Here is a 17514-nt window from a genome sequence, read left to right on the forward strand (position 1 = left end):
TCTAGCGCTCGCTGCCGTAGCCGCCGTAACCGCCGCCGCCGTAACCGCCCGATCCGTAGCCGCCTTGCGCGCCGCCGCTCTGGGGCTGATCGGTCTCCTCCGCGATCGCGGCGATCGTGCGCGCGAGCAGGCGGATCTCGTTGCGGATCTCCTTGATCACCTGATCGCGGCCCTGGCTCTGGTCGCTGAGCAGCCGCTCCAGACGAACGTCCAGGTTGCGGATATGGTCCTTGGTCGCGTCGTCCATGCCGCCGGCCGGCTGTTCGCTGTCGCCGGCATCCGCGATCCGGCCCAGGATCGGCTTGAGCTGCGACTGCGTCTCTGCAACCCGCATCAGTACCGATTGCTCGGTGCGCATCTGGTCGGTCAGGGTGGTCAGGCGCTCGGTCAGCTGCATCAGGTTGCGGTTGATCTGGGCGCGGTCTTCCTCACCCCCCGAGATCGTGCGCTGGAGCGTGTCTAGGCTATCCGCCGTCTGCTCCAACAGCGCCTGGATATAGGCGGGCACGCTTTCGCCCGCGCCGGCGCCTTCGCCCATGCCGCCACTGGACAGCTTGGTGATCGAGGACAGCCACTCCTCCAGCTCGTTCATGAAGCGGTTGTGCGCCTGACCCGCCTGCAGTTCGAGGAAGCCCAGCACCAGCGAGCCGGCGAGGCCGAACAGCGAGGAGGAGAAGGCCGTGCCCATGCCCTGTAAGGGCTGCTGTAAGGCCGTCTTCAGTTGCCCGAACAAGGCCGCCGGGTTCTGCCCCGAAGCACTCAGATCGCTGATCGCGCCCGCGACGGAGTTCACCGTCTCCAAAAGTCCCCAGAACGTGCCCAGCAGGCCCAGGAAGATCAGCAGGCCGATCAGGTAGCGGCTGATCTCGTGGCTTTCGTTGATCCGGCTGCTGATGCCGTCGAGCAGCGAGCGCATCGACAGGGTCGAGAGCGACATGCGCCCGCGCCGCTGCTCGCCCATCATGTTGGCAAGCGGGCTCAACAGACGGGGAGGACGTTCGTTCTGCAGCGAGCTGGGCAGGCCTTGCCCCTGGCTTTCGCTGCGGAAACGTTCGATCCACTCGACTTCCGGGCGCAGCAGCAGCACCTGGCGGAAGATGTAGATGATGCCGAGCAGCAGTACGCCCAGGATCAACCCATTGAACAGCGGGTTGCCCATGAACGCGGCCTTCAGCTGCGGCAGCAGCATGACGGCGGCCCCCACGACGATCGCGAGGAAGATCAGCATCCGGATCAGGAAACGGCGGGGTTGGCTCATCTCGGGCGCTTGTCTCCCTTGGCCCTGGACGGGGTGGGCTGCGTCGGTAGCACGCAGTTCACCACCGCGCGGCGCACACTCGCACGGAGTAGTGCCCTCATAACACACCCCGTGCGGTGTTTTGAGGGCGCGCCGGCGTCTTCAGGTTCACCGGTTGGGGGCTCACCGGTTGGCGGGCACGATGTCGACCCGACCCAGCGGTCCTTGCTGGGCCGTTGCGCCGAGCGCACGGACGTCCATGCGCGTGGACCGGATGCCCTGATCGATCAGATAGGTGCGCACGGCAAGCGCGCGCGACAACGACAGCCGGCGCGCCTGGCTGGCGGTATCTTCGGTCCCTTCTGCGAAGGCTTTCAGTTGGATGCGCTGTTGGGGATTGTCCGCCAGCATTGCGGCCAATTGGTCCAGCGACTGCTTGGCGCTGTCGCTCAGCGCGGCGGACTCGCCGTCGAATATCAACCGCGTCTGGTCTGGCAGGTCATTGGGCGGCAGGGCAGCCGTTTGGGGCGCGTCGGTGCCTTGGTCTTCGGTCGTTTCGGCAGGGGCGTCGCCGTCGCTCTCCGCTACGGTCGCCGGTTCGTTGTCGACCGCCTCGCGCTCGGGCGCAGGTGTGGCCTGGCTGCCGGCGTCGACCGACGTGATGCCGTCGGAGGACTGATCGCGCGATGGTGACGCTGTTTCCGAGGCGTCCTCGGGGGCTTGACGCGCTTGCTGGGTGGGTTGCGGCGCTTGCGGTTTCCGCGTCGGTCGCACGGTTTCGGGAGCGGTTGTGGACTCGGCGTCCCCGGTGGCGTTCTCGCTACGCGTGGGCATCTGCGGCTTGGTGCCTGGGGTAGCCGAGCGCCGCTGGGCGGGCTTGCGCGCGGGCGTTGGGTCGCGGGGTTGGGTGGTCTCCCGCGCCACGCGCCGCTCGGAGAGCGTTTCCGGGTCGATGACCAGTTCACTTCGCGGCGGGCGCTGGGGCGGATAGCGCAGGATCGTGCCGGTGGGCCCGCGGAAGGGCTCCCCGAACGTCACGGCTGGCTGGTTGCTGCTGGGAGCAGGTGTTGCCCGAGCGGCATTGCCAGTGGGCGACGGAGCCCTGTCGTTCGAGGTCCGGTCGCGCCCGACGCCGATCGCGTCCAGGTTGACGATCACGTTGTCGCGGCCTTGCACGCCGCGTGCGCCGGTATCGGAGTTGCTGCCGCCGCCGATATAGACGGTGCCGTCTTGCGCACCAGCCGGGGTGGCCGGGCTCAACGCCATGCACAGGACAAGCGCGCCAAGGCTCAGCCAGCGGGCATCAATCGATCGTGGGACGTATGCCAGGAGCATGCGGAATTCCCTCACAGAATCGCCGGGGATGAGCGTACGTCGCCCGGCCATATGGGACAACCGCTTTACGCCTGACGGGCTTGTTGGACCTTTTTCGGTACGTCGCTTGGCGGGGGCGTGCGGTTAGCTTTGGGCGCCCGGGCTGCCATTGGCGCTATCCGGGCTGGCCTTCTGAGCGGTCTTCGCTTGTTTCGCCGCTTTCTGCAGCAGGCGCTGGAAGGTGACTTCCAACGCCGCATTGGCGGCGATAATCGACGGGCTGTCTACGCGGATCGCCTTGCCCTCGATCTCACCGACGAATCCGCCGGCTTCGCGTACCAGGATGAGGCCGGCCGCCATGTCCCAGGGCGACAGTCCGCGCTCCCAGAAGCCCTCATAGCGTCCGGCGGCGACGTAGGCGAGGTCGAGCGCGGCCGAGCCGAACCGGCGGATGCCGGCGGTGTTCGCCATCACCGCGTCCAGTTCCGCCTGGAATTGCGGACGGTCGCCCTTGCCCTTGAACGGGGCGCCGGTGGCGATCAGGGCATTATCCAGCCGGTCGCGGGAGGAGACGCGGATGCGGCGGTCGTTCAGATAGGCGCCAACGCCCTTTTCCGCCCAGTACATCTCTTCCTTGATGGGATCGTAGACCACGCCTGCGATGACCTCGCCGCGCTGCTCCAGCGCGATCGAGATGGCGAAGTGGGGCAGGCCGTGCAGGAAGTTCGTCGTCCCGTCGAGCGGGTCGACGATGAACCGGCGGTGCTGGTCGTCACGGCTTTCCTGCTCAGCCGATTCCTCCATCAGCAGCCCGAATTCCGGGCGTGCCTTGGAGAGTTCCTGGCGCAGGGTCTTTTCCGCGCGGCGGTCGGCGGCGGAGACGAAATCGGCGGGCCCCTTCTTGGAAACCTGCAGGTTCTCGACCTCGCCGAAGTCGCGCTTCAGCGATTTCGCCGCTTTGTCGGCGGCGCGGATCATGATGTTCAAAACGGGCGAACGGGTGGCCATGCAGCTTCCGGCGGACTGTCGGATGTCAGGGACCGAACCGGTTGCGTCCGGGCACGCTTCACGTGCCGGCGCGGTTGGCTCGGGATGGGGCGGACGGCTATGGAAGGCGCGCGCGGGGGCGCTACTCCTTCACCTTCTCGACGTAGCTGCCGTCGGCGGTCTTCACGACCACCTTCTGGCCTTCCTCGATGTGCGGCGGGACGGAGACGCGCACGCCGTTTTCCAGATCCGCCGACTTGTAGGAAGCGCTGGCCGTTTGCCCCTTCACCACCGGTTCGGCGTAGGTGACCGTCAGCGTGACCGTCTCCGGCAGGCGGACCTCCAGGGGAGTCTCGCCGTAGAACTCGATCTCGACCTGCATGCCTTCGGTCAGGAAAGCCGCCGAATCACCGATCACATCGCGGGTAACGGTCATCTGCTCGAAGGTGTCCTGGTCCATGAAGGTGTACTCGTCACCATCGGCGAACAGGAACTGATAGGGAAGCTGCTCCAGGCGTACGCGCTCCAGCGTTTCGGCGGACCGCACGCGGTCGTTGGTCTTGTTGCCGTCGAACAGGTCGCGCAGTTCGAGCTGCATGTAAGCGCCGCCCTTGCCGGGTTTGACGTGCTCGGTCTTGAGCACGCGCCAGACGCGGCCCTTGTGCTCGATCACGTTGCCGACGCGGATTTCGTTGCCTTCGATCTTGGGCATCGGTGGTTCGTCTCGATCGTTTGTTCAGCTGGTTTCCATTTCGCCGGGCCGGCGCGCGCCTTGCCGCGTGAAACAAGCGGCCGCGCGCTGCCGGCTGGCGAGCGGGCGGGAACCTAGCAAGGCGTCCCCGGCAAGTAAACGTCGCGTCGCTGTCGCGGCGATCCGCAAGCTCAGCGCGCGGCGCGGGCGATCCGCGCGTTCGCTTCGGCCACGGCCGCGGCCGGCCCGTCTGGGTGCTGCCACACGGCCGCCGCCAGCGCGACGAAATCCGCCCCGGCACTGACCAGCGGCGTGACGTCGTCGAGCGTGATCGGCGGTCCGGCGCGCTCCGCCATGGCGACGCAGGGCAGTTCCATCACTGCCTGCCACCACGTGAAGTTGCCGGTGTGTTCGGCATCGTGCGCGGTCTCCGGTGGCCCCCGGTCGGGTTCCGGCGCGGTGAAGGCGACATAATCGGCGCCGGCTTCGCCCGCCATCATGGCCGCATGGCGGGAGGTGGCGCAGAACATCCCGACGATCCGATCCTCGCCCAGGCTCTTGCGCGCCGCCTTGACTTTGCCGCCAGGGCCAAGGTGCACACCGTCGGCATCCAGGCGCTTCACCGCAGATGGGTCGTCGGCCAGCAGGGCGGCGACGTCGCGTGCCTGCGCCGTTTCGATCAGGGAGGCGGGCGCCTCGGGCGGCAGCAGCACGGCGGCAACGTCGCCGCCGTCGAGCGCGGCCGCGAGCGTGTCTGCGGTCGTGCCGGCCGGCACGATCAGATACAGGCGGGCGAGGGGATCTTGCGGGTCATCGGTCATGGCCCGCGGGTGATAGCCAACCGGCCATCCGCGATCAACGCCCGTGCGCGACGGTGCTGCCTAGAAATGCGGCGACGGCGCTCTTGGGATCGGCCACGTCCAAGAGGTCGAGCGCGTCCGGCCGGTCGGTGCGGAAGGCGGCGCCGTGGGCTTGCGCCAGCGCGTGCAGCTTCTCCGCGACGGCTGTTTGGCCGGTGAAGATCACGCCGGCCACGCCGGCGCGGTAGGCTGCCAGCACGTCGCCCGGCCGTGGGCCGCAGTCCAGATAGGCGCTGGCAAGGGCGTGCTCGTACCCGGGGCGCGCCTGCTCCAGCAGCTGCACGAACCAGCCGGGCCCGGCATAGGCGGCGGCGCCCGGGGCAGACAGCAGTGTGACGGTCACGTCGGCTTCGGCCGCCGCGCGCAACGCCACTTCTGCGTGCGCCAGGCTGTGCACGGTGATGCAGGGAGTGGGCATGGGCCCGCGTGGGGCGTCGTCCGTCAATACGGCGGCCTGCTCAGGACGAAGGGGAGGTTTCTCAGAATAGAAACGTCATGTTGATCCAGCCCGCAAGGGCGGGGTCGAAACAGGCCTGACGGCTGGCCGCCCTCCAAACCCGTACGTCACACGAAAACGGCGGGATGCCGAAGGACACCCCGCCGTTTCAAGCCACATGTAGTGCTGAGTGCTTACGCGACCTGGCCGATCTTCACGGCCGCATCGGACATGCGGTTGGAGAAGCCCCACTCGTTGTCGTACCAGCTCATCACCCGCACGAACGTCTTGTCGATCACGTGCGTCTCGGCGATGTCGACGACGCTGGAATGACTGTTGTGGTTGAAGTCGGTGGAGACCAGCGGCTCGTCCGAAATGCCCAGGACCCCGCGCATGCGTTCCGACTTGGACGCGTCGATCAGGGCTTGCTTCACCGTGTCGGCGTCGGTGGCCTTGCTGGCGTCGAACTTGAAGTCGACCAGCGAGACGTTGATCGTCGGCACACGCACGGCCGCGCCGTCCAGCTTACCCGCCAACTCCGGCATCACCAGGCCGACCGCGCGGGCGGCGCCGGTCGAGGTCGGGATGATGTTGTTCGCCGCGGCGCGCGAGCGGCGCGGGTCCTTGTGCATCGTATCCACGATGCGCTGATCACCGGTGAAGGAGTGCACGGTGGTCATGTAGCCGCGCTCGATCCCGATGTTGTCCTGCATCACCTTGGCGACCGGGGCCAGGCAGTTGGTCGTGCAGGAGGCGCAGGAGATCACCTCGTAGCTGGGGTCGATCTGATCCTCGTTGACGCCGACCACCATGGTCATGTCCGCGCCCTTCGACGGCGCGGAGACCAGCACCTTCTTGGCACCGGCCGTCAGGTGGTTGGCGGCCTTCTCACGATCGGTAAAGACGCCGGAGCACTCCATCGCGACGTCGATGTTCATGTCGCCCCAGGGCAGCTTGGTCGGATCCTTCTCTTGGATCACGTCGATCGCCGGCCAGTCGCCGATCTTCAGCTTGCCGCCCTCGGCCTTGACCTCCGCCGGGAAGGTGCCGTGGGCGCTGTCGTGGCGCAGCAGGAAGGCGTTGGTTTCCAGGTCGGCCAGGTCGTTGATGGCAACGATCTGAATGTCCTTGCGCCCGGACTCGTAGGCGGCGCGGAGCACCATCCGCCCGATCCGCCCGAAGCCGTTGATGGCGACGCGTACTGCCATGGGTGTTCGTCCTTGGTCTTTGCGAAACGTGACTATTCGTGTGGTGCGGGGTGATCGTCATCGCACCCCGGTTAGGCGCGGGTCGTGACCAGCGTTGCGTCGGAGCATCCGCCGAAAAGCGGCGCCGCCGGCAACTGCAGGCCGACGGCGCCGTATTTAGGCGATTTCGGCGGGTTGACAACCGATCACCCGGCCGACTGCCGCGCGTTGAGTCTTAGGCGGCGTATTTGCCGCGCGCGGCCTGAGCGGTGGCAACGGCGCGGTCGAAGAACGCCTTGCGGGCGGTTTCGGCGTTGTCGTTGTCGCCACTCCAGGCGCGAAGGGCGGCGTCCTGCAGCGCCCGGCCGTAGGAGAAGGTGAGTGCCCACGGCGCCCCCACCTTAGGGGCGAGCTTGTTGATGGCGTTCAGGTTCTCGGTGGCCTGCTGGTCGCTCTGCCCGCCGGACAGGAAGGCAGCGCCCGGCACCGCGGCCGGCACGGTGCGCAGGAAGCACTCCAGCGTCTTCTGCGCGACCTCCTCGGGACCCGCCTGCTTCGAGGCTTCCTTGCCGCTCAGCACCATGTTCGGCTTCAACACCATGCCTTCGAGCAGGACGTTCTGCTCGGCCAGCTGGGTGAACACCTCGCGCAGCGCCGCTTCGGTCGCGCGGTAGTGCGCGTCGATGTCGTGGGTGCCGTCCATCAGGACTTCGGGTTCCACGATCGGGACGATGTTGTTTTCCTGTGCGAGCGCCGCATAGCGGGCCAGCGCGTGGGCGTTCGCCTTCAGGCACTGAGTGCTCGGTCGGTTGTCGCCAACATCGATCACCGCGCGCCACTTCGCGAAGCGGGCGCCCAGCTTGTAATACTCCTGGAAGCGCTCACGGAGACCATCCAGCCCCTCGGTGACTTTCTCTTCGCCGGACGGCGCAAGCGGCTTGGCGCCGGTATCGACCTTGATCCCCGGGATCATCCCGGCATCCTGAATCTTCTTGACCAGCGGCTGGCCGTCGGAGGCTTCCTGGCGGATGGTCTCGTCGTACAGGATCACGCCGGAGATATGTTCGGCCGCGTCCGGGGTGCAGAACAGAATTTCACGATAGTCGCGGCGCGTGCGCTCGGTCGACTCAATGTTGTAGTTACCGAAGCGCTTGGTGATCGTCCGCGTGCTTTCGTCGGCCGCCAGCAAGCCCTTGCCGTCGGCGACCATTTGTTTGGCGGTGGTGGTCAGTTGGTTGGCGTCCATGTCTCCCCTCCGTGCGCTGTTGGCATGCCGATCCTGATGTGATCCCCGTGACTCGGGCTGGTCCGGGGGCGGTTACCGGCCGCGATGCGCCGCGGTGTGGCTGGTGCCGTCGCGGCGTCTAAAGCCAGATGTCGTGGTGCCGACTGGCCAATGAAAGATGTTGTTCCAGCCAGTCCCCGAACGTTTCTCGTGAACGGGTCTTATAGCCAGTCTTTCACCGTCGACACCACGTCTTCCGGGGTGAGGCCGAAGTGCTTGTAGAGGTCGCCCGTCGGAGCGGATGCGCCGAAGCCCTTCATGCCAACGAACGCGCCGTCGAGCGTGGTCCAGCGTTCCCAGCCGAAGCCGCTTGCCGCCTCGATCGCCACCCGCAGGGCGCTGGTGCCGAGCACCTCGTCACGATAGTGCGCCGGCTGGTTCAGGAAGATGTCCCAACTCGGCATCGACACCACCGCCGCGGAGATGCCTTCCTCGGCCAGCATCTCGCGGGCCTGAACCGCGATCTGGACCTCCGAGCCGGAGGCGAGCAGCGTGACCTGGCGATGGCCCTGCGCGGGCACCAGAATGTAGGCGCCGTAGGCGGAGTAGTTCTCCTCCGCGCCCTCGTTGCGCAGGGTGGGCAGGCCCTGACGGCTGAGCGCCATCACGCTGGGCGTATCAGACGATTCCAAGGCGATTTGCCAGCACTCCGCGGTCTCGATCGCATCGGCCGGACGCAGCACTTGCAGTCGCGGCATCGCGCGCAGGCTGGCCAGTTGCTCGACCGGCTGGTGGGTCGGGCCATCCTCGCCCAAGCCGATCGAATCGTGCGTCATCACGTGGATGGTGCGCAGCTTGTTCATCGCCGCCAGGCGAAGCGATGGCCGGGCATAGTCGGAGAAGATCAGGAACGTACCGCCATAGGGGATCAGGCCGCCGTGCAGCGCCAGGCCGTTCATCGCCGCGGCCATGCCGTGCTCGCGCACGCCCCAGTGAACGTAATTGCCCCCGTAATCGCTGCGCGTCACGGCTTTATGGCTGCTGGTCTTGGTGTTGTTGGAGCCGCTCAGATCGGCGGAGCCGCCGATCAGCTCCGGGATCCGCTCGACCAGGGCCTCCAGCACGGTCTGTGAGGCCTTGCGGGTGGCGACCTTCGGCTTCTCTGCCAACAGCGTGCGCTTAACCTCGCTGATCGCGGTGCCGAGGTCTTCGGGCAGGCGCCCTTCGAGCCGGCGGTTGAATTCCGCGCGCATATCCGCATCAGCGCTATCGCGGCGCTTGTCCCAGGCCGTCGACAGCTCGCCGCCCTTGGCGCCGACCTGGCGCCAGGCGTTCAGGATAGTGTCCGGGATTTCGAAAGCTGGATGCGGCCAGCCCAGCTTCTCGCGCGCGCCCGCGATCTCGTCCTCGCCCAACGGCGCGCCGTGACTCTTCTCGCTGCCGGCAAGCTTGGGCGCGCCGTAGCCGATCGTGGTCTTGCAGGCGATCAGCGAGGGCTTGTCGCTTGCCCGGGCCTGTTCGATCGCCTGTGCGACCGCCTCGGGATCGTGGCCGTCGACGCTCAGGGTGTGCCAGCCGTACGCGTCGAAGCGCTTGATCTGGTCGACGCTGTCGGACAACTCGGTCGAGCCATCGATCGAGATGCCGTTGTCGTCGAACAGCACGACCAGCCGGCCGAGCCCTAGGTGGCCCGCGATCGAGGCGGCTTCGTGGCTGATGCCTTCCATCAGGTCGCCGTCGCTGGCGATCACGTAGGTCCAGTGATCGACCAGGTCGTCACCGAACCGCGCGCTCAGAATGCGCTCGGCCAGCGCCATGCCAACGGCGTTGCCGACTCCCTGGCCGAGCGGGCCGGTGGTCGTTTCGATCCCCCCGGCCTCGCCGTATTCCGGGTGGCCAGCGGTCTTGCTGCCCAGCTGACGGAAGTTCTTCAGCTGCTCCAGCGTCATCTCTTCGTAGCCGGTCAGGTACAGCAGGCTGTACAGCAGCATCGAGCCGTGCCCGGCAGACAGGATGAAGCGGTCGCGATCCGGCCAGTCGGGCCGCTTCGGATCGAATTTCAGAAAGCGGGTGAACAGCACGGTTGCCACGTCGGCCATACCCATGGGCATACCGGGGTGGCCCGACTGCGCCTTTTGTACCGCGTCCATCGCCAGTGCGCGGATCGCATTGGCCATGTCGTTGTGAGGGACCGTTTCAGCCGTTCCCGGCATGGAGGCGGTTGTTTGCGCAGTATCCATGAAACGTACGAGCCCAATTGTTGTGTGTTAGAAAGGTCTTAGCGGGCGCGACCGGCCGCTGCCGGATCGAACGGTCGGCCTTGCCCCACTACTCAGCTTGGAACATGCCGATGGGGGGCATGGGGGTCAACACGCGTACGCGCGGGCGTGTCCGCAAAAATATTTAATCGACCTTAAGTCTTTGCCTGAACTTTGAAGGCGCAATGGAAGCGAGAGCAAGCATGGGTGCGGCGTACGGTCGCAAGTTGTGAACGAATGGCGTTAATGTCACTAGTGACCCAGCTTCGAGGGAGCCGCTGATAAGAGTTTTTGTGACGTCATAGAACCTGGCTGCAGTGTTCAGGAACTTATCGCGATTGCGGTTCTTGGTCAGGAAAACTGCTACGGATGGGCGGAGTATTCGCGTATCAAGAGGTCGCTCATCCGTTGCCGTCGGTCGTGCGGAGTCCGGAGTTGACCGCACGCGCCGCCGCCACCTATCGTCAAGAAACGCGTCCGCATGACGCGCCGAATGGCAACCGCTACGGTCATGGCATGTCCCGTCTGGACGAAGCGCAACAACGCTTGAACGCCGCGCTGACGCGCTTGGAGCGCGTGGTGGATGCGAAGATCAAGGCTGCAGAGCAGGACGGGCCGGCGGGCGTCGATCCGCAGCAGTTGGATGCCCTGAAGGCAGAAAACGAACAGTTACGCCAAGCTAGCGCGGACGCGGGCGAGCGGCTCGATACCGCGATCCATCGGCTGGAAGGGGTTCTGGCCGAATAGGGCTTGGCCGAAGAGCGGTACGGGACGCACAGCGACCTGACGGCGACGATAAGAAAGGCAAACGGGCATGGGTCAGGTAGCGGTCGATATTAACGGGCGCCGGTTTCAGGTTGCCTGTGATGACGGTCAGGAAGACCATGTCCGCGAGTTGGGTGCTTACATCGACGGCAAGGTCAAGCAAGTCGTGAATCAGGTCGGGCAGGTGGGCGACCCGCGGCTGTTGTTGATGGCCAGTTTGCTTGTCACCGATGAGTTGTACGAACTGCGCCAGGGCGGAACGGGCCAGGGCGACGGGGCCGGCATGGTTGGTGGCGCCAGCGCGATCGAGGAGCGGGCGGCGCAGATGATCGAAGGTACCGCTGATCGTCTGCACGATATTGCCGCGCGCCTCGAAGCCTCCTAGGTTCCGGGATAGGGTGTGCTGCCCGGTGCGTTAGGTCACCAAGTCCCGGGGGCGATACTCTGCGAAACGGGAGCTGTCCCTGCCGGTGCCCCTCGGGCATCGGTAGCACGGCACCCACTTGGTCTATTCGGCCCGCAGGGAATGGAAACGGCCGACGGCCGGCGCGGCACACCCCCCCTTTGAAGACGGCTTTCCAGACTCTCCGGCGCCGGCGGCACAGACCAGCCGCCGAAGTCATGTTCGTCCGCACCCTCCGCTCGCGAGCGTTTTCCCATGACGATAACACGCGTGTCCTCCGACGGTTCCGGTGGCGGGGCCGCTCCCGATGGGCGCGATCAGGCCAAGCAACAGCTGCGCCGCGAAGCCAAGGCGCGTCGTGCCGCGGCGGCCCAAGACAATCCGCAGGCTGGGGAGGCGCTGGCGCGGGTGGTGCTCGAGACCGTGCCGTTCGCTCATGGGGATGCCGTCTCGGGGTTCTGGCCGCTGGGCGACGAGATCGATCTCCGTCCGCTGTTGGAAGCGCTGCACGAGCGGGGGCATCCGATCGGCCTGCCGACCATGACCGCAAAGGCCGAGCCCCTGACCTTCCGCGCCTGGCAACCGGGGGCAGAGTTGCAGGACGGCGGTTTCGGCACGCGCGTTCCGCCGGAAAGCGCGCCGGTGATCGTGCCGCGGGTGCTGCTGGTGCCGCTGCTGGCGTTCGACCGCGCCGGCTACCGTTTGGGCTATGGCGGCGGCTTCTACGACCGCACGCTGCAGCAGTTGCGTGCCGATCAGCCGGACACGCTCGCCGTCGGCGTCGCCTATCGGGCGCAGGAGGTCGACGTCGTGCCGCGCGACCGCTATGACCAGCGCCTGGACATGATGCTGACCGAACAGGGTCCCGTCGCCCTCGATCCGTCGGGCGGAGGAACTGCCTGATGCGCTTGTTGTTCGTGGGCGATGTGATGGGTCGGGCCGGCCGGAACGCCATCGCCGAGCATCTTCCCCGCCTGAAGCGCGCGTTGAAGCCCGACTTCGTTGCGGTGAACGGTGAAAACGCCGCCCACGGGGCCGGGATCACCGAGAAGATCTGCCAGGAGATCCTCGACTGCGGCGCCGACGTGGTCACCGGCGGCAACCATTCCTGGGACCAGAAGGAAGCGCTCAGCTACATCGAACGGGAGCCGCGCCTGCTGCGGCCGGCGAATTTCCCCGCCGGCACCCCAGGACGCGGGACGGGCGTGTTCGAGGGGCGGCGCGGCACCAAGGTTCTGGTGATGAATCTGATGGGCCGGCTGTTCATGGACCCCTTGGACGATCCCTTCGCGCTCGCCGATCGCGAGCTTACCAAGCACCGCCTGGGTCAGACGGTGCATGCCGCCATCGTCGATTTTCACGCCGAGGCGACCAGCGAAAAGATGGCGATGGGCCACTATCTGGACGGGCGGGTGTCGATGTGTGTCGGCACGCACACCCATGTGCCGACCAGCGACGTGATGATTCTGGATGGCGGCACCGCTTATCAGTCCGATGCCGGGATGACGGGCGACTACAACTCTGTAATCGGCATGACCAAGGAAGCGCCGGTTGCGCGCTTCACCAAGAAGCTGCCGACCGAACGTCTAGGGCCTGCGACGGGCGAAGCCACGCTGTGCGGTCTCTATATGGAGACCGATGGCCGTACCGGTTTGGCAACCCGGGTCGAGCCGGTGCGCGTTGGCGGTCGGCTGGCGGAGACGATTCCGGCGGTGTGATGTGGGGCGCGTGGGCTCCCGCGAGACGATGCGCTTTTAAGATGTCTGGTCCGCCAGGGCGCGGAAGCGGCGGACCTCGGTGTCGAGCAGCTCGGTGCGCTCGGTCGTCTCCGCGGCCGTTCGCGCGGCAGCCTCGTAGTTGACGGCTTCGAACAAGGCATCCAGGGCCGCGAGGGCACTGCTCTGTGCGAAAGCGGCCACGCTCTCGGCCGCGCGGGCACGCGTCTCGGCCCGGGCTTCCGGGTCGACCGGCAGTTCTTCGGCGAGCTCGGGGCGGGTCGGATCGGTGGCGGGCTGGGCCTGGGACATGGCGGTACCTTCCAAGCGTGATCTGGCCAAGAGGGCTGGTAGCGGCCTGTGGCGTGGGGTGTCCCGGTGATGCCCGGCTGCCCCGCACACGCGATATGCTAATCCAGCCGTCTTAAGGCACGGTTAACCGCTGTGGCGCGGAACGCGGTGTCGCTTACCGGCCGCGGCTGATCCTATGCATATTGTGCATGTAAAAATGCATTCAAGTAATGGTGCGCTCAACGCTTCCCGGCGGGTTTTCCCCGGATCGTTGGAGACCCATGGGGGTGCCCGGCCGCCGGGGGCTTCAGACGTGGAGTCAAAGCTGCTAGAAGCACACGCGCCGGCGGCCACGCTCGGGTCGCGACAGCTGGGCCAGAAAGCACGAGAGCGCCGGCGGGGATAGCGATTTTACCCTAGATATAGCTGTGCTATAAGCTTCAACCGCAGTATTTGGGAGCGCGGACGCGATGGCAGGCCATTCGCAGTTCAAAAACATCATGTACCGCAAGGGCGCGCAGGATAAGAAACGCGCCCGGCTGTTCACCAAGCTTGCCCGCGAGATCACCGTCTCCGCCAAGGAAGGCGGCGACGATCCGGATTCCAACCCGCGCCTGCGCTCGGCGATCGCCCAGGCACGGGCGAACAACATGCCGAACAACAACATCGAGCGGGCGCTGAAGAAGGCGACCGGCGAGGGCGCCAGCCAGAACTACGAAGAGGTCCGTTACGAGGGCTATGGTCCCGGCGGGGTGGCGATCGTGGTCGACACCCTGACCGACAACCGCAACCGGACCGCTTCGGAAGTGCGCAGCGCCTTCTCCAAGCTGGGTGGCAACCTGGGCGAGACCAACTCCGCTTCGGTGATGTTCGAGCGGGTCGGTCGGGTGATCTTCCCGGAGACGGTCGCCGACTTCGATACCGTGTTCGAAGTCGCTGCCGAGGCGGGCGCGGACGATGTGCAGCATCAGCCCGCGAACGAGGACGACGATGAGCCCGGCAGCTACGAGGTCATCTGCCAGGCGAACGATTTCTCCACCGTGCGTGACACCTTGACCGAACGGTTCGGCGATCCGAAGGAGGCGCGCCTGGGCTGGAAGCCGCACTCCACCCAGCCGGTCAGTGAGGAACAGGCGCAGACCCTGCTGAAGCTGCTCGATACGCTGGAGGATTACGACGACGTGCAGCAGGTGACCTCCAACCTGGAACTCGACGACGACGTCATGCAGCGGCTGTCGGCGTGACGCCAGCCGGCGCCGCTTGGCAAGTGGGGCGCGCATGCGTGTGATCGGCCTCGACCCCGGGCTGCGGCGCACCGGTTGGGGGGTGATCGACGCCGACGGCGCGCGCCTGTCGCACGTTGCCAACGGGATCGTGCAATCCACCGCCGAGCTCACCACCGCCGAGCGGCTGGTCGAGCTGCACGAGGGCATCAACGCCGTGTTGGCGGAATACCGGCCGGATCAAGCGGCGGTCGAGGAGACCCTGGTCAACAAGAACGCGCAGTCGACGCTCAAGCTTGGTGTCGCGCGCGGGGTCGCGCTGCTGGTGCCAGCCTTAGGCGGGCTGCCGGTCGTCGAGTATCTGCCGATGATCGTGAAGAAGGCCGTGGTCGGGACCGGTCATGCCGAGAAAGAGCAGGTCACGATGATGGTCGGCCGCCTGCTCCCCGGGGTCGAAATCCGCAACGCCGATAGCGCCGACGCACTGGCGGTGGCGATCTGCCATGCCCATCACGCCGGCAGCACCAGCCGTTGGGGCGGTGCGGCGTCCGGCGGAAGCGATACGCGCGCGCTGGCAATCTCGGCTTCCGGCAACGGGCAGGTCCCGGGTCAGGCCGCGGCTGACGAAACGCCGGCGCGCCAGCCTGCCGGCGGTCGGGCGGTACCCAGGAAAGGACGGCGACGGTGATCGGCAAGCTGCGTGGCATGGTCGACGAGGTCGATGACGATCATCTGATTTTGGACGTCGGCGGCGTCGGCTACCTCGTGCACGCCTCCAGCCGCACACTGGGGCGTCTACCCGGCCGCAGCGAGGCCGTCGCCCTGATGATCGAGACGGTGGTGCGCGAGGACGCGATCCTGCTCTACGGCTTCCATGAGACGGCCGAGCGCGATTGGTTCCGTTTGCTCAACACCGTGCAGGGCGTCGGCGCGCGCCATGCTCTTGCCATTCTTTCGGTGCTCCCTCCCGACCAGCTTGCCCAGGCCGTGGCCGCGCAGGACAAGCAGTCGGTGGCGCGCGCCAATGGCGTCGGCCCCAAGCTGGCCGGGCGGATCACCGCCGAACTGAAGGACAAGGCCGGGACGATCGCTCTTGGCCCCACGGCCAGCGGCGAATCGCCGGCCGCGGACACCGGGGGCGAGGGGCCGGCTGTGTCGAACTTGGGCGAGGTGAGTGAGGATGCCGTGAGCGCCTTGACCAATCTGGGCTACAGGCGCACTGAGGCGTTCACTGCGGTGGCCGCGGCAAGCCGTCGGCTGGGCCGGGACGCTGGCTTGCAGACCCTGATCACGGAAGGGCTTAAGGAGCTCTCCCAATGACCGACGACCAGCGGGTCGTCCAGAGCGAACGCACGGAAGAGGACACGGGCGAGGCGAACCTGCGCCCTGCGGGGCTGGACGAGTTCGTCGGCCAGCAGGAGCTGCGGTCCAACCTGTCGGTGTTCATCGAGGCGGCCCGTCGGCGCGGCGAGGCGCTGGATCATGTGCTGTTCTTCGGTCCGCCGGGCCTGGGCAAGACCACGCTGGCGCAGATCGTCGCGCGCGAGTTGGGGGTCGGCTTCCGCCACACCAGCGGCCCCGTGATCGCCAAGCCGGGCGATCTGGCCGCGATCCTGACCAATCTGCAGCCACGCGACGTCCTGTTCATCGACGAGATTCACCGCCTGACCCCGCAGGTCGAGGAGATCCTCTATCCAGCGATGGAAGATTTTCAGCTCGATCTGATCATCGGGGAGGGGCCGGCGGCGCGCTCGGTGCGGATCGACCTGCCGCCGTTCACGCTGGTTGGCGCGACCACGCGCTCGGGCCTGATCACCACGCCGCTGCGCGAGCGCTTCGGCATCCCGCTGCGTCTGCAGTTCTACCAGCCCGACGAGCTCAAGCTGATCGTCGCCCGCGGGGCGCGGGTGCTCGGCATCGAGATGAGCGCGGACGGCGCCATGGAGGTTGCCCGCCGGTCGCGTGGCACGCCGCGTGTCGCTGGCCGGCTGCTGCGCCGGGTCCGCGACTTCGCCGCCGTCGCCGACAACGCGCTGATCGACCAGGGCGTCGCCGACAACGCCCTGAAGCGCTTGCAGGTCGACGAACGCGGGCTGGACTCGATGGACCGCCGCTACCTGCGCTGTCTGGCGGAGAACTACGGTGGCGGGCCGGTCGGCGTGGAGACGCTGGCTGCCGCGCTCAGCGAGCAACGCGATGTGCCGGAGGAAGTCATCGAACCCTACCTGATCCAGCAGGGCCTGCTGCAGCGCACGCCGCGCGGTCGGATGCTGACCAGCCAGGGCTTTTCTTATCTGGGGTTGAAGCCGACCCCGCGCGTCGCGGCCCAGCTCGACATGCTGGGAGACGCAGGTGATCCGGACGCCGATCCGGCGGATGGCCCGGCAACTGGCGCGAGCGGAGGGGCGGCATGACCGAGCTGCCGCCGAGCGAGACCTTGCCGGCCGACCTGCCGCAGGAAGCCCGTGGCCTGTCCGGCCGCCTGGATCCGGAATCCGGCGTGCACCGGATGTGGATGCGGATCTATTACGAGGACACGGATGCCGCCGGCATCGTCTACTACGCCAACTATCTGCGGTATGCCGAGCGGGCGCGCACCGAGATGCTGCGCCTGGTTGGCATCGGCCAGCGCCGGCTGATGGAGGAACGCGGGCTCGCGTTCGCGGTCGCCGGCGCCGAGGTCGATTACCTCTCGCCCGCCCGGCTGGACGACGTGCTGGAGATCCGCTCCTTCTGTCGCAAGTTCGGCCGCGTGCAGCTGACCATCGAGCAGTGCCTAGTGCATGCCCTGGAGCGACGGGAGATCGCCCGGGCGCGGGTGCGCGTGGCCTGCCTGGATACCAACACCCGCCCGGCACGTCTGCCGGACGATGTCCTTCGGGCGCTCGACCCCTATAAGCAATTGCAGGAGCCAACCTGAAC

At 66.8% G+C, this 17514-nt stretch carries 19 protein-coding genes and 1 other RNA gene; 10 read left to right on the plus strand and 10 right to left on the minus strand.

The window, feature by feature from the left end:
- Position 1 precedes the first annotated feature (1 nt).
- The 9 genes from RHOSA_RS21330 to tkt form a co-directional block, all read right to left on the minus strand.
- Positions 2–1258 carry a flagellar motor protein MotA gene (locus RHOSA_RS21330; protein WP_215904998.1) on the minus strand — a complete coding sequence of 419 codons (1257 nt, stop codon included), beginning with the start codon at positions 1256–1258 and terminating at the stop codon, positions 2–4.
- A 162-nt stretch (positions 1259–1420) separates the two neighbouring features.
- Complete coding sequence (locus RHOSA_RS24120; RefSeq protein ID WP_051431953.1) at positions 1421–2572, minus strand: OmpA family protein; 1152 nt, start codon at positions 2570–2572, stop codon at positions 1421–1423.
- 123 nt (positions 2573–2695) lie between these two features.
- On the minus strand, positions 2696–3559 hold the full coding sequence (locus tag RHOSA_RS0108355) for an inositol monophosphatase family protein (RefSeq protein WP_027288314.1): 864 nt from the start codon (positions 3557–3559) through the stop codon (positions 2696–2698).
- 121 nt (positions 3560–3680) lie between these two features.
- On the minus strand, positions 3681–4250 hold the full coding sequence (efp, locus tag RHOSA_RS0108360) for an elongation factor P (protein WP_027288315.1): 570 nt from the start codon (positions 4248–4250) through the stop codon (positions 3681–3683).
- 170 nt (positions 4251–4420) lie between these two features.
- Positions 4421–5050, minus strand: coding sequence for a thiamine phosphate synthase (locus tag RHOSA_RS0108365; RefSeq protein ID WP_027288316.1), 630 nt, complete (start codon positions 5048–5050; stop codon positions 4421–4423).
- A gap of 34 nt (positions 5051–5084) precedes the next feature.
- Entirely contained in the window at positions 5085–5507 is a 423-nt protein-coding gene (locus RHOSA_RS24125; RefSeq protein ID WP_051431954.1) for a hypothetical protein, read from the minus strand.
- A 212-nt stretch (positions 5508–5719) separates the two neighbouring features.
- Positions 5720–6733, minus strand: a complete 1014-nt coding sequence (gene gap / locus RHOSA_RS0108375) for a type I glyceraldehyde-3-phosphate dehydrogenase (protein ID WP_027288317.1) — start codon at positions 6731–6733, stop codon at positions 5720–5722.
- Between the two features lie 214 nt (positions 6734–6947).
- Positions 6948–7958 carry a class I fructose-bisphosphate aldolase gene (locus tag RHOSA_RS0108380; protein ID WP_027288318.1) on the minus strand — a complete coding sequence of 337 codons (1011 nt, stop codon included), beginning with the start codon at positions 7956–7958 and terminating at the stop codon, positions 6948–6950.
- Between the two features lie 200 nt (positions 7959–8158).
- On the minus strand, positions 8159–10177 hold the full coding sequence (gene tkt / locus RHOSA_RS0108385) for a transketolase (protein WP_081728581.1): 2019 nt from the start codon (positions 10175–10177) through the stop codon (positions 8159–8161).
- A 453-nt stretch (positions 10178–10630) separates the two neighbouring features.
- On the opposite strand from tkt, the gene RHOSA_RS0108390 reads away from it, so the two are divergent.
- The 5 genes from RHOSA_RS0108390 (at position 10631) to RHOSA_RS0108405 (ending at position 13081) form a co-directional block, all read left to right on the plus strand.
- Positions 10631–10942, plus strand: a complete 312-nt coding sequence (locus tag RHOSA_RS0108390) for a hypothetical protein (RefSeq protein ID WP_156092622.1) — start codon at positions 10631–10633, stop codon at positions 10940–10942.
- 67 nt (positions 10943–11009) lie between these two features.
- Positions 11010–11345, plus strand: a complete 336-nt coding sequence (locus RHOSA_RS0108395; RefSeq protein WP_027288321.1) for a cell division protein ZapA — start codon at positions 11010–11012, stop codon at positions 11343–11345.
- Between the two features lie 12 nt (positions 11346–11357).
- Positions 11358–11519: non-coding RNA, 6S RNA (gene ssrS, locus RHOSA_RS24680), on the plus strand.
- 99 nt (positions 11520–11618) lie between these two features.
- Positions 11619–12266, plus strand: a complete 648-nt coding sequence (locus RHOSA_RS0108400; RefSeq protein ID WP_081728582.1) for a 5-formyltetrahydrofolate cyclo-ligase — start codon at positions 11619–11621, stop codon at positions 12264–12266.
- A complete protein-coding gene (locus tag RHOSA_RS0108405; protein WP_027288323.1) occupies positions 12266–13081 on the plus strand; it encodes a TIGR00282 family metallophosphoesterase in 816 nt (271 codons plus the stop codon). Before RHOSA_RS0108400 ends, RHOSA_RS0108405 begins: the two co-directional genes overlap by 1 nt.
- Before the next feature lie 36 nt (positions 13082–13117).
- On the opposite strand, the gene RHOSA_RS0108410 is transcribed toward RHOSA_RS0108405, so the two are convergent.
- Complete coding sequence (locus tag RHOSA_RS0108410) at positions 13118–13390, minus strand: hypothetical protein (protein ID WP_027288324.1); 273 nt, start codon at positions 13388–13390, stop codon at positions 13118–13120.
- A gap of 449 nt (positions 13391–13839) precedes the next feature.
- Between RHOSA_RS0108410 and RHOSA_RS0108415 the strand changes: the two genes are divergently transcribed.
- The 5 genes from RHOSA_RS0108415 to RHOSA_RS0108435 are packed head-to-tail and all read left to right on the plus strand — an operon-like array spanning position 13840 to position 17512.
- On the plus strand, positions 13840–14613 hold the full coding sequence (locus RHOSA_RS0108415; protein WP_027288325.1) for a YebC/PmpR family DNA-binding transcriptional regulator: 774 nt from the start codon (positions 13840–13842) through the stop codon (positions 14611–14613).
- 34 nt (positions 14614–14647) lie between these two features.
- Positions 14648–15280 (plus strand): crossover junction endodeoxyribonuclease RuvC, encoded by a 633-nt coding sequence (gene ruvC, locus RHOSA_RS21345; RefSeq protein WP_081728583.1) that lies wholly within the window; start codon positions 14648–14650, stop codon positions 15278–15280.
- Positions 15277–15912, plus strand: coding sequence for a Holliday junction branch migration protein RuvA (gene ruvA, locus RHOSA_RS0108425; protein ID WP_027288326.1), 636 nt, complete (start codon positions 15277–15279; stop codon positions 15910–15912). Before ruvC ends, ruvA begins: the two co-directional genes overlap by 4 nt.
- Entirely contained in the window at positions 15909–17006 is a 1098-nt protein-coding gene (ruvB, locus tag RHOSA_RS0108430; RefSeq protein ID WP_027288327.1) for a Holliday junction branch migration DNA helicase RuvB, read from the plus strand. The genes ruvA and ruvB overlap by 4 nt, the downstream gene beginning before the upstream one ends.
- A complete protein-coding gene (locus tag RHOSA_RS0108435; RefSeq protein WP_081728584.1) occupies positions 17003–17512 on the plus strand; it encodes a YbgC/FadM family acyl-CoA thioesterase in 510 nt (169 codons plus the stop codon). Before ruvB ends, RHOSA_RS0108435 begins: the two co-directional genes overlap by 4 nt.
- Positions 17513–17514: the final 2 nt, after the last annotated feature.

This window comes from Rhodovibrio salinarum DSM 9154 (genome assembly GCF_000515255.1).
GTDB lineage: Bacteria > Pseudomonadota > Alphaproteobacteria > Kiloniellales > Rhodovibrionaceae > Rhodovibrio > Rhodovibrio salinarum.

Bases quoted from the DNA above. Each gene is read 5' to 3' on its own strand.
- RHOSA_RS21330 (WP_215904998.1), bottom strand. From the start codon at position 1,258: ATGAGCCAACCCCGCCGTTTCCTGATCCGGATGCTGATCTTCCTCGCG.
- RHOSA_RS24120 (WP_051431953.1), bottom strand. From the start codon at position 2,572: ATGCTCCTGGCATACGTCCCACGATCGATTGATGCCCGCTGGCTGAGC.
- RHOSA_RS0108355 (WP_027288314.1), bottom strand. From the start codon at position 3,559: ATGGCCACCCGTTCGCCCGTTTTGAACATCATGATCCGCGCCGCCGAC.
- efp (WP_027288315.1), bottom strand. From the start codon at position 4,250: ATGCCCAAGATCGAAGGCAACGAAATCCGCGTCGGCAACGTGATCGAG.
- RHOSA_RS0108365 (WP_027288316.1), bottom strand. From the start codon at position 5,050: ATGACCGATGACCCGCAAGATCCCCTCGCCCGCCTGTATCTGATCGTG.
- RHOSA_RS24125 (WP_051431954.1), bottom strand. From the start codon at position 5,507: ATGCCCACTCCCTGCATCACCGTGCACAGCCTGGCGCACGCAGAAGTG.
- gap (WP_027288317.1), bottom strand. From the start codon at position 6,733: ATGGCAGTACGCGTCGCCATCAACGGCTTCGGGCGGATCGGGCGGATG.
- RHOSA_RS0108380 (WP_027288318.1), bottom strand. From the start codon at position 7,958: ATGGACGCCAACCAACTGACCACCACCGCCAAACAAATGGTCGCCGAC.
- tkt (WP_081728581.1), bottom strand. From the start codon at position 10,177: ATGGATACTGCGCAAACAACCGCCTCCATGCCGGGAACGGCTGAAACG.
- RHOSA_RS0108395 (WP_027288321.1), top strand. From the start codon at position 11,010: ATGGGTCAGGTAGCGGTCGATATTAACGGGCGCCGGTTTCAGGTTGCC.
- RHOSA_RS0108400 (WP_081728582.1), top strand. From the start codon at position 11,619: ATGACGATAACACGCGTGTCCTCCGACGGTTCCGGTGGCGGGGCCGCT.
- RHOSA_RS0108405 (WP_027288323.1), top strand. From the start codon at position 12,266: ATGCGCTTGTTGTTCGTGGGCGATGTGATGGGTCGGGCCGGCCGGAAC.
- RHOSA_RS0108410 (WP_027288324.1), bottom strand. From the start codon at position 13,390: ATGTCCCAGGCCCAGCCCGCCACCGATCCGACCCGCCCCGAGCTCGCC.
- RHOSA_RS0108415 (WP_027288325.1), top strand. From the start codon at position 13,840: ATGGCAGGCCATTCGCAGTTCAAAAACATCATGTACCGCAAGGGCGCG.
- ruvC (WP_081728583.1), top strand. From the start codon at position 14,648: ATGCGTGTGATCGGCCTCGACCCCGGGCTGCGGCGCACCGGTTGGGGG.
- ruvB (WP_027288327.1), top strand. From the start codon at position 15,909: ATGACCGACGACCAGCGGGTCGTCCAGAGCGAACGCACGGAAGAGGAC.
- RHOSA_RS0108435 (WP_081728584.1), top strand. From the start codon at position 17,003: ATGACCGAGCTGCCGCCGAGCGAGACCTTGCCGGCCGACCTGCCGCAG.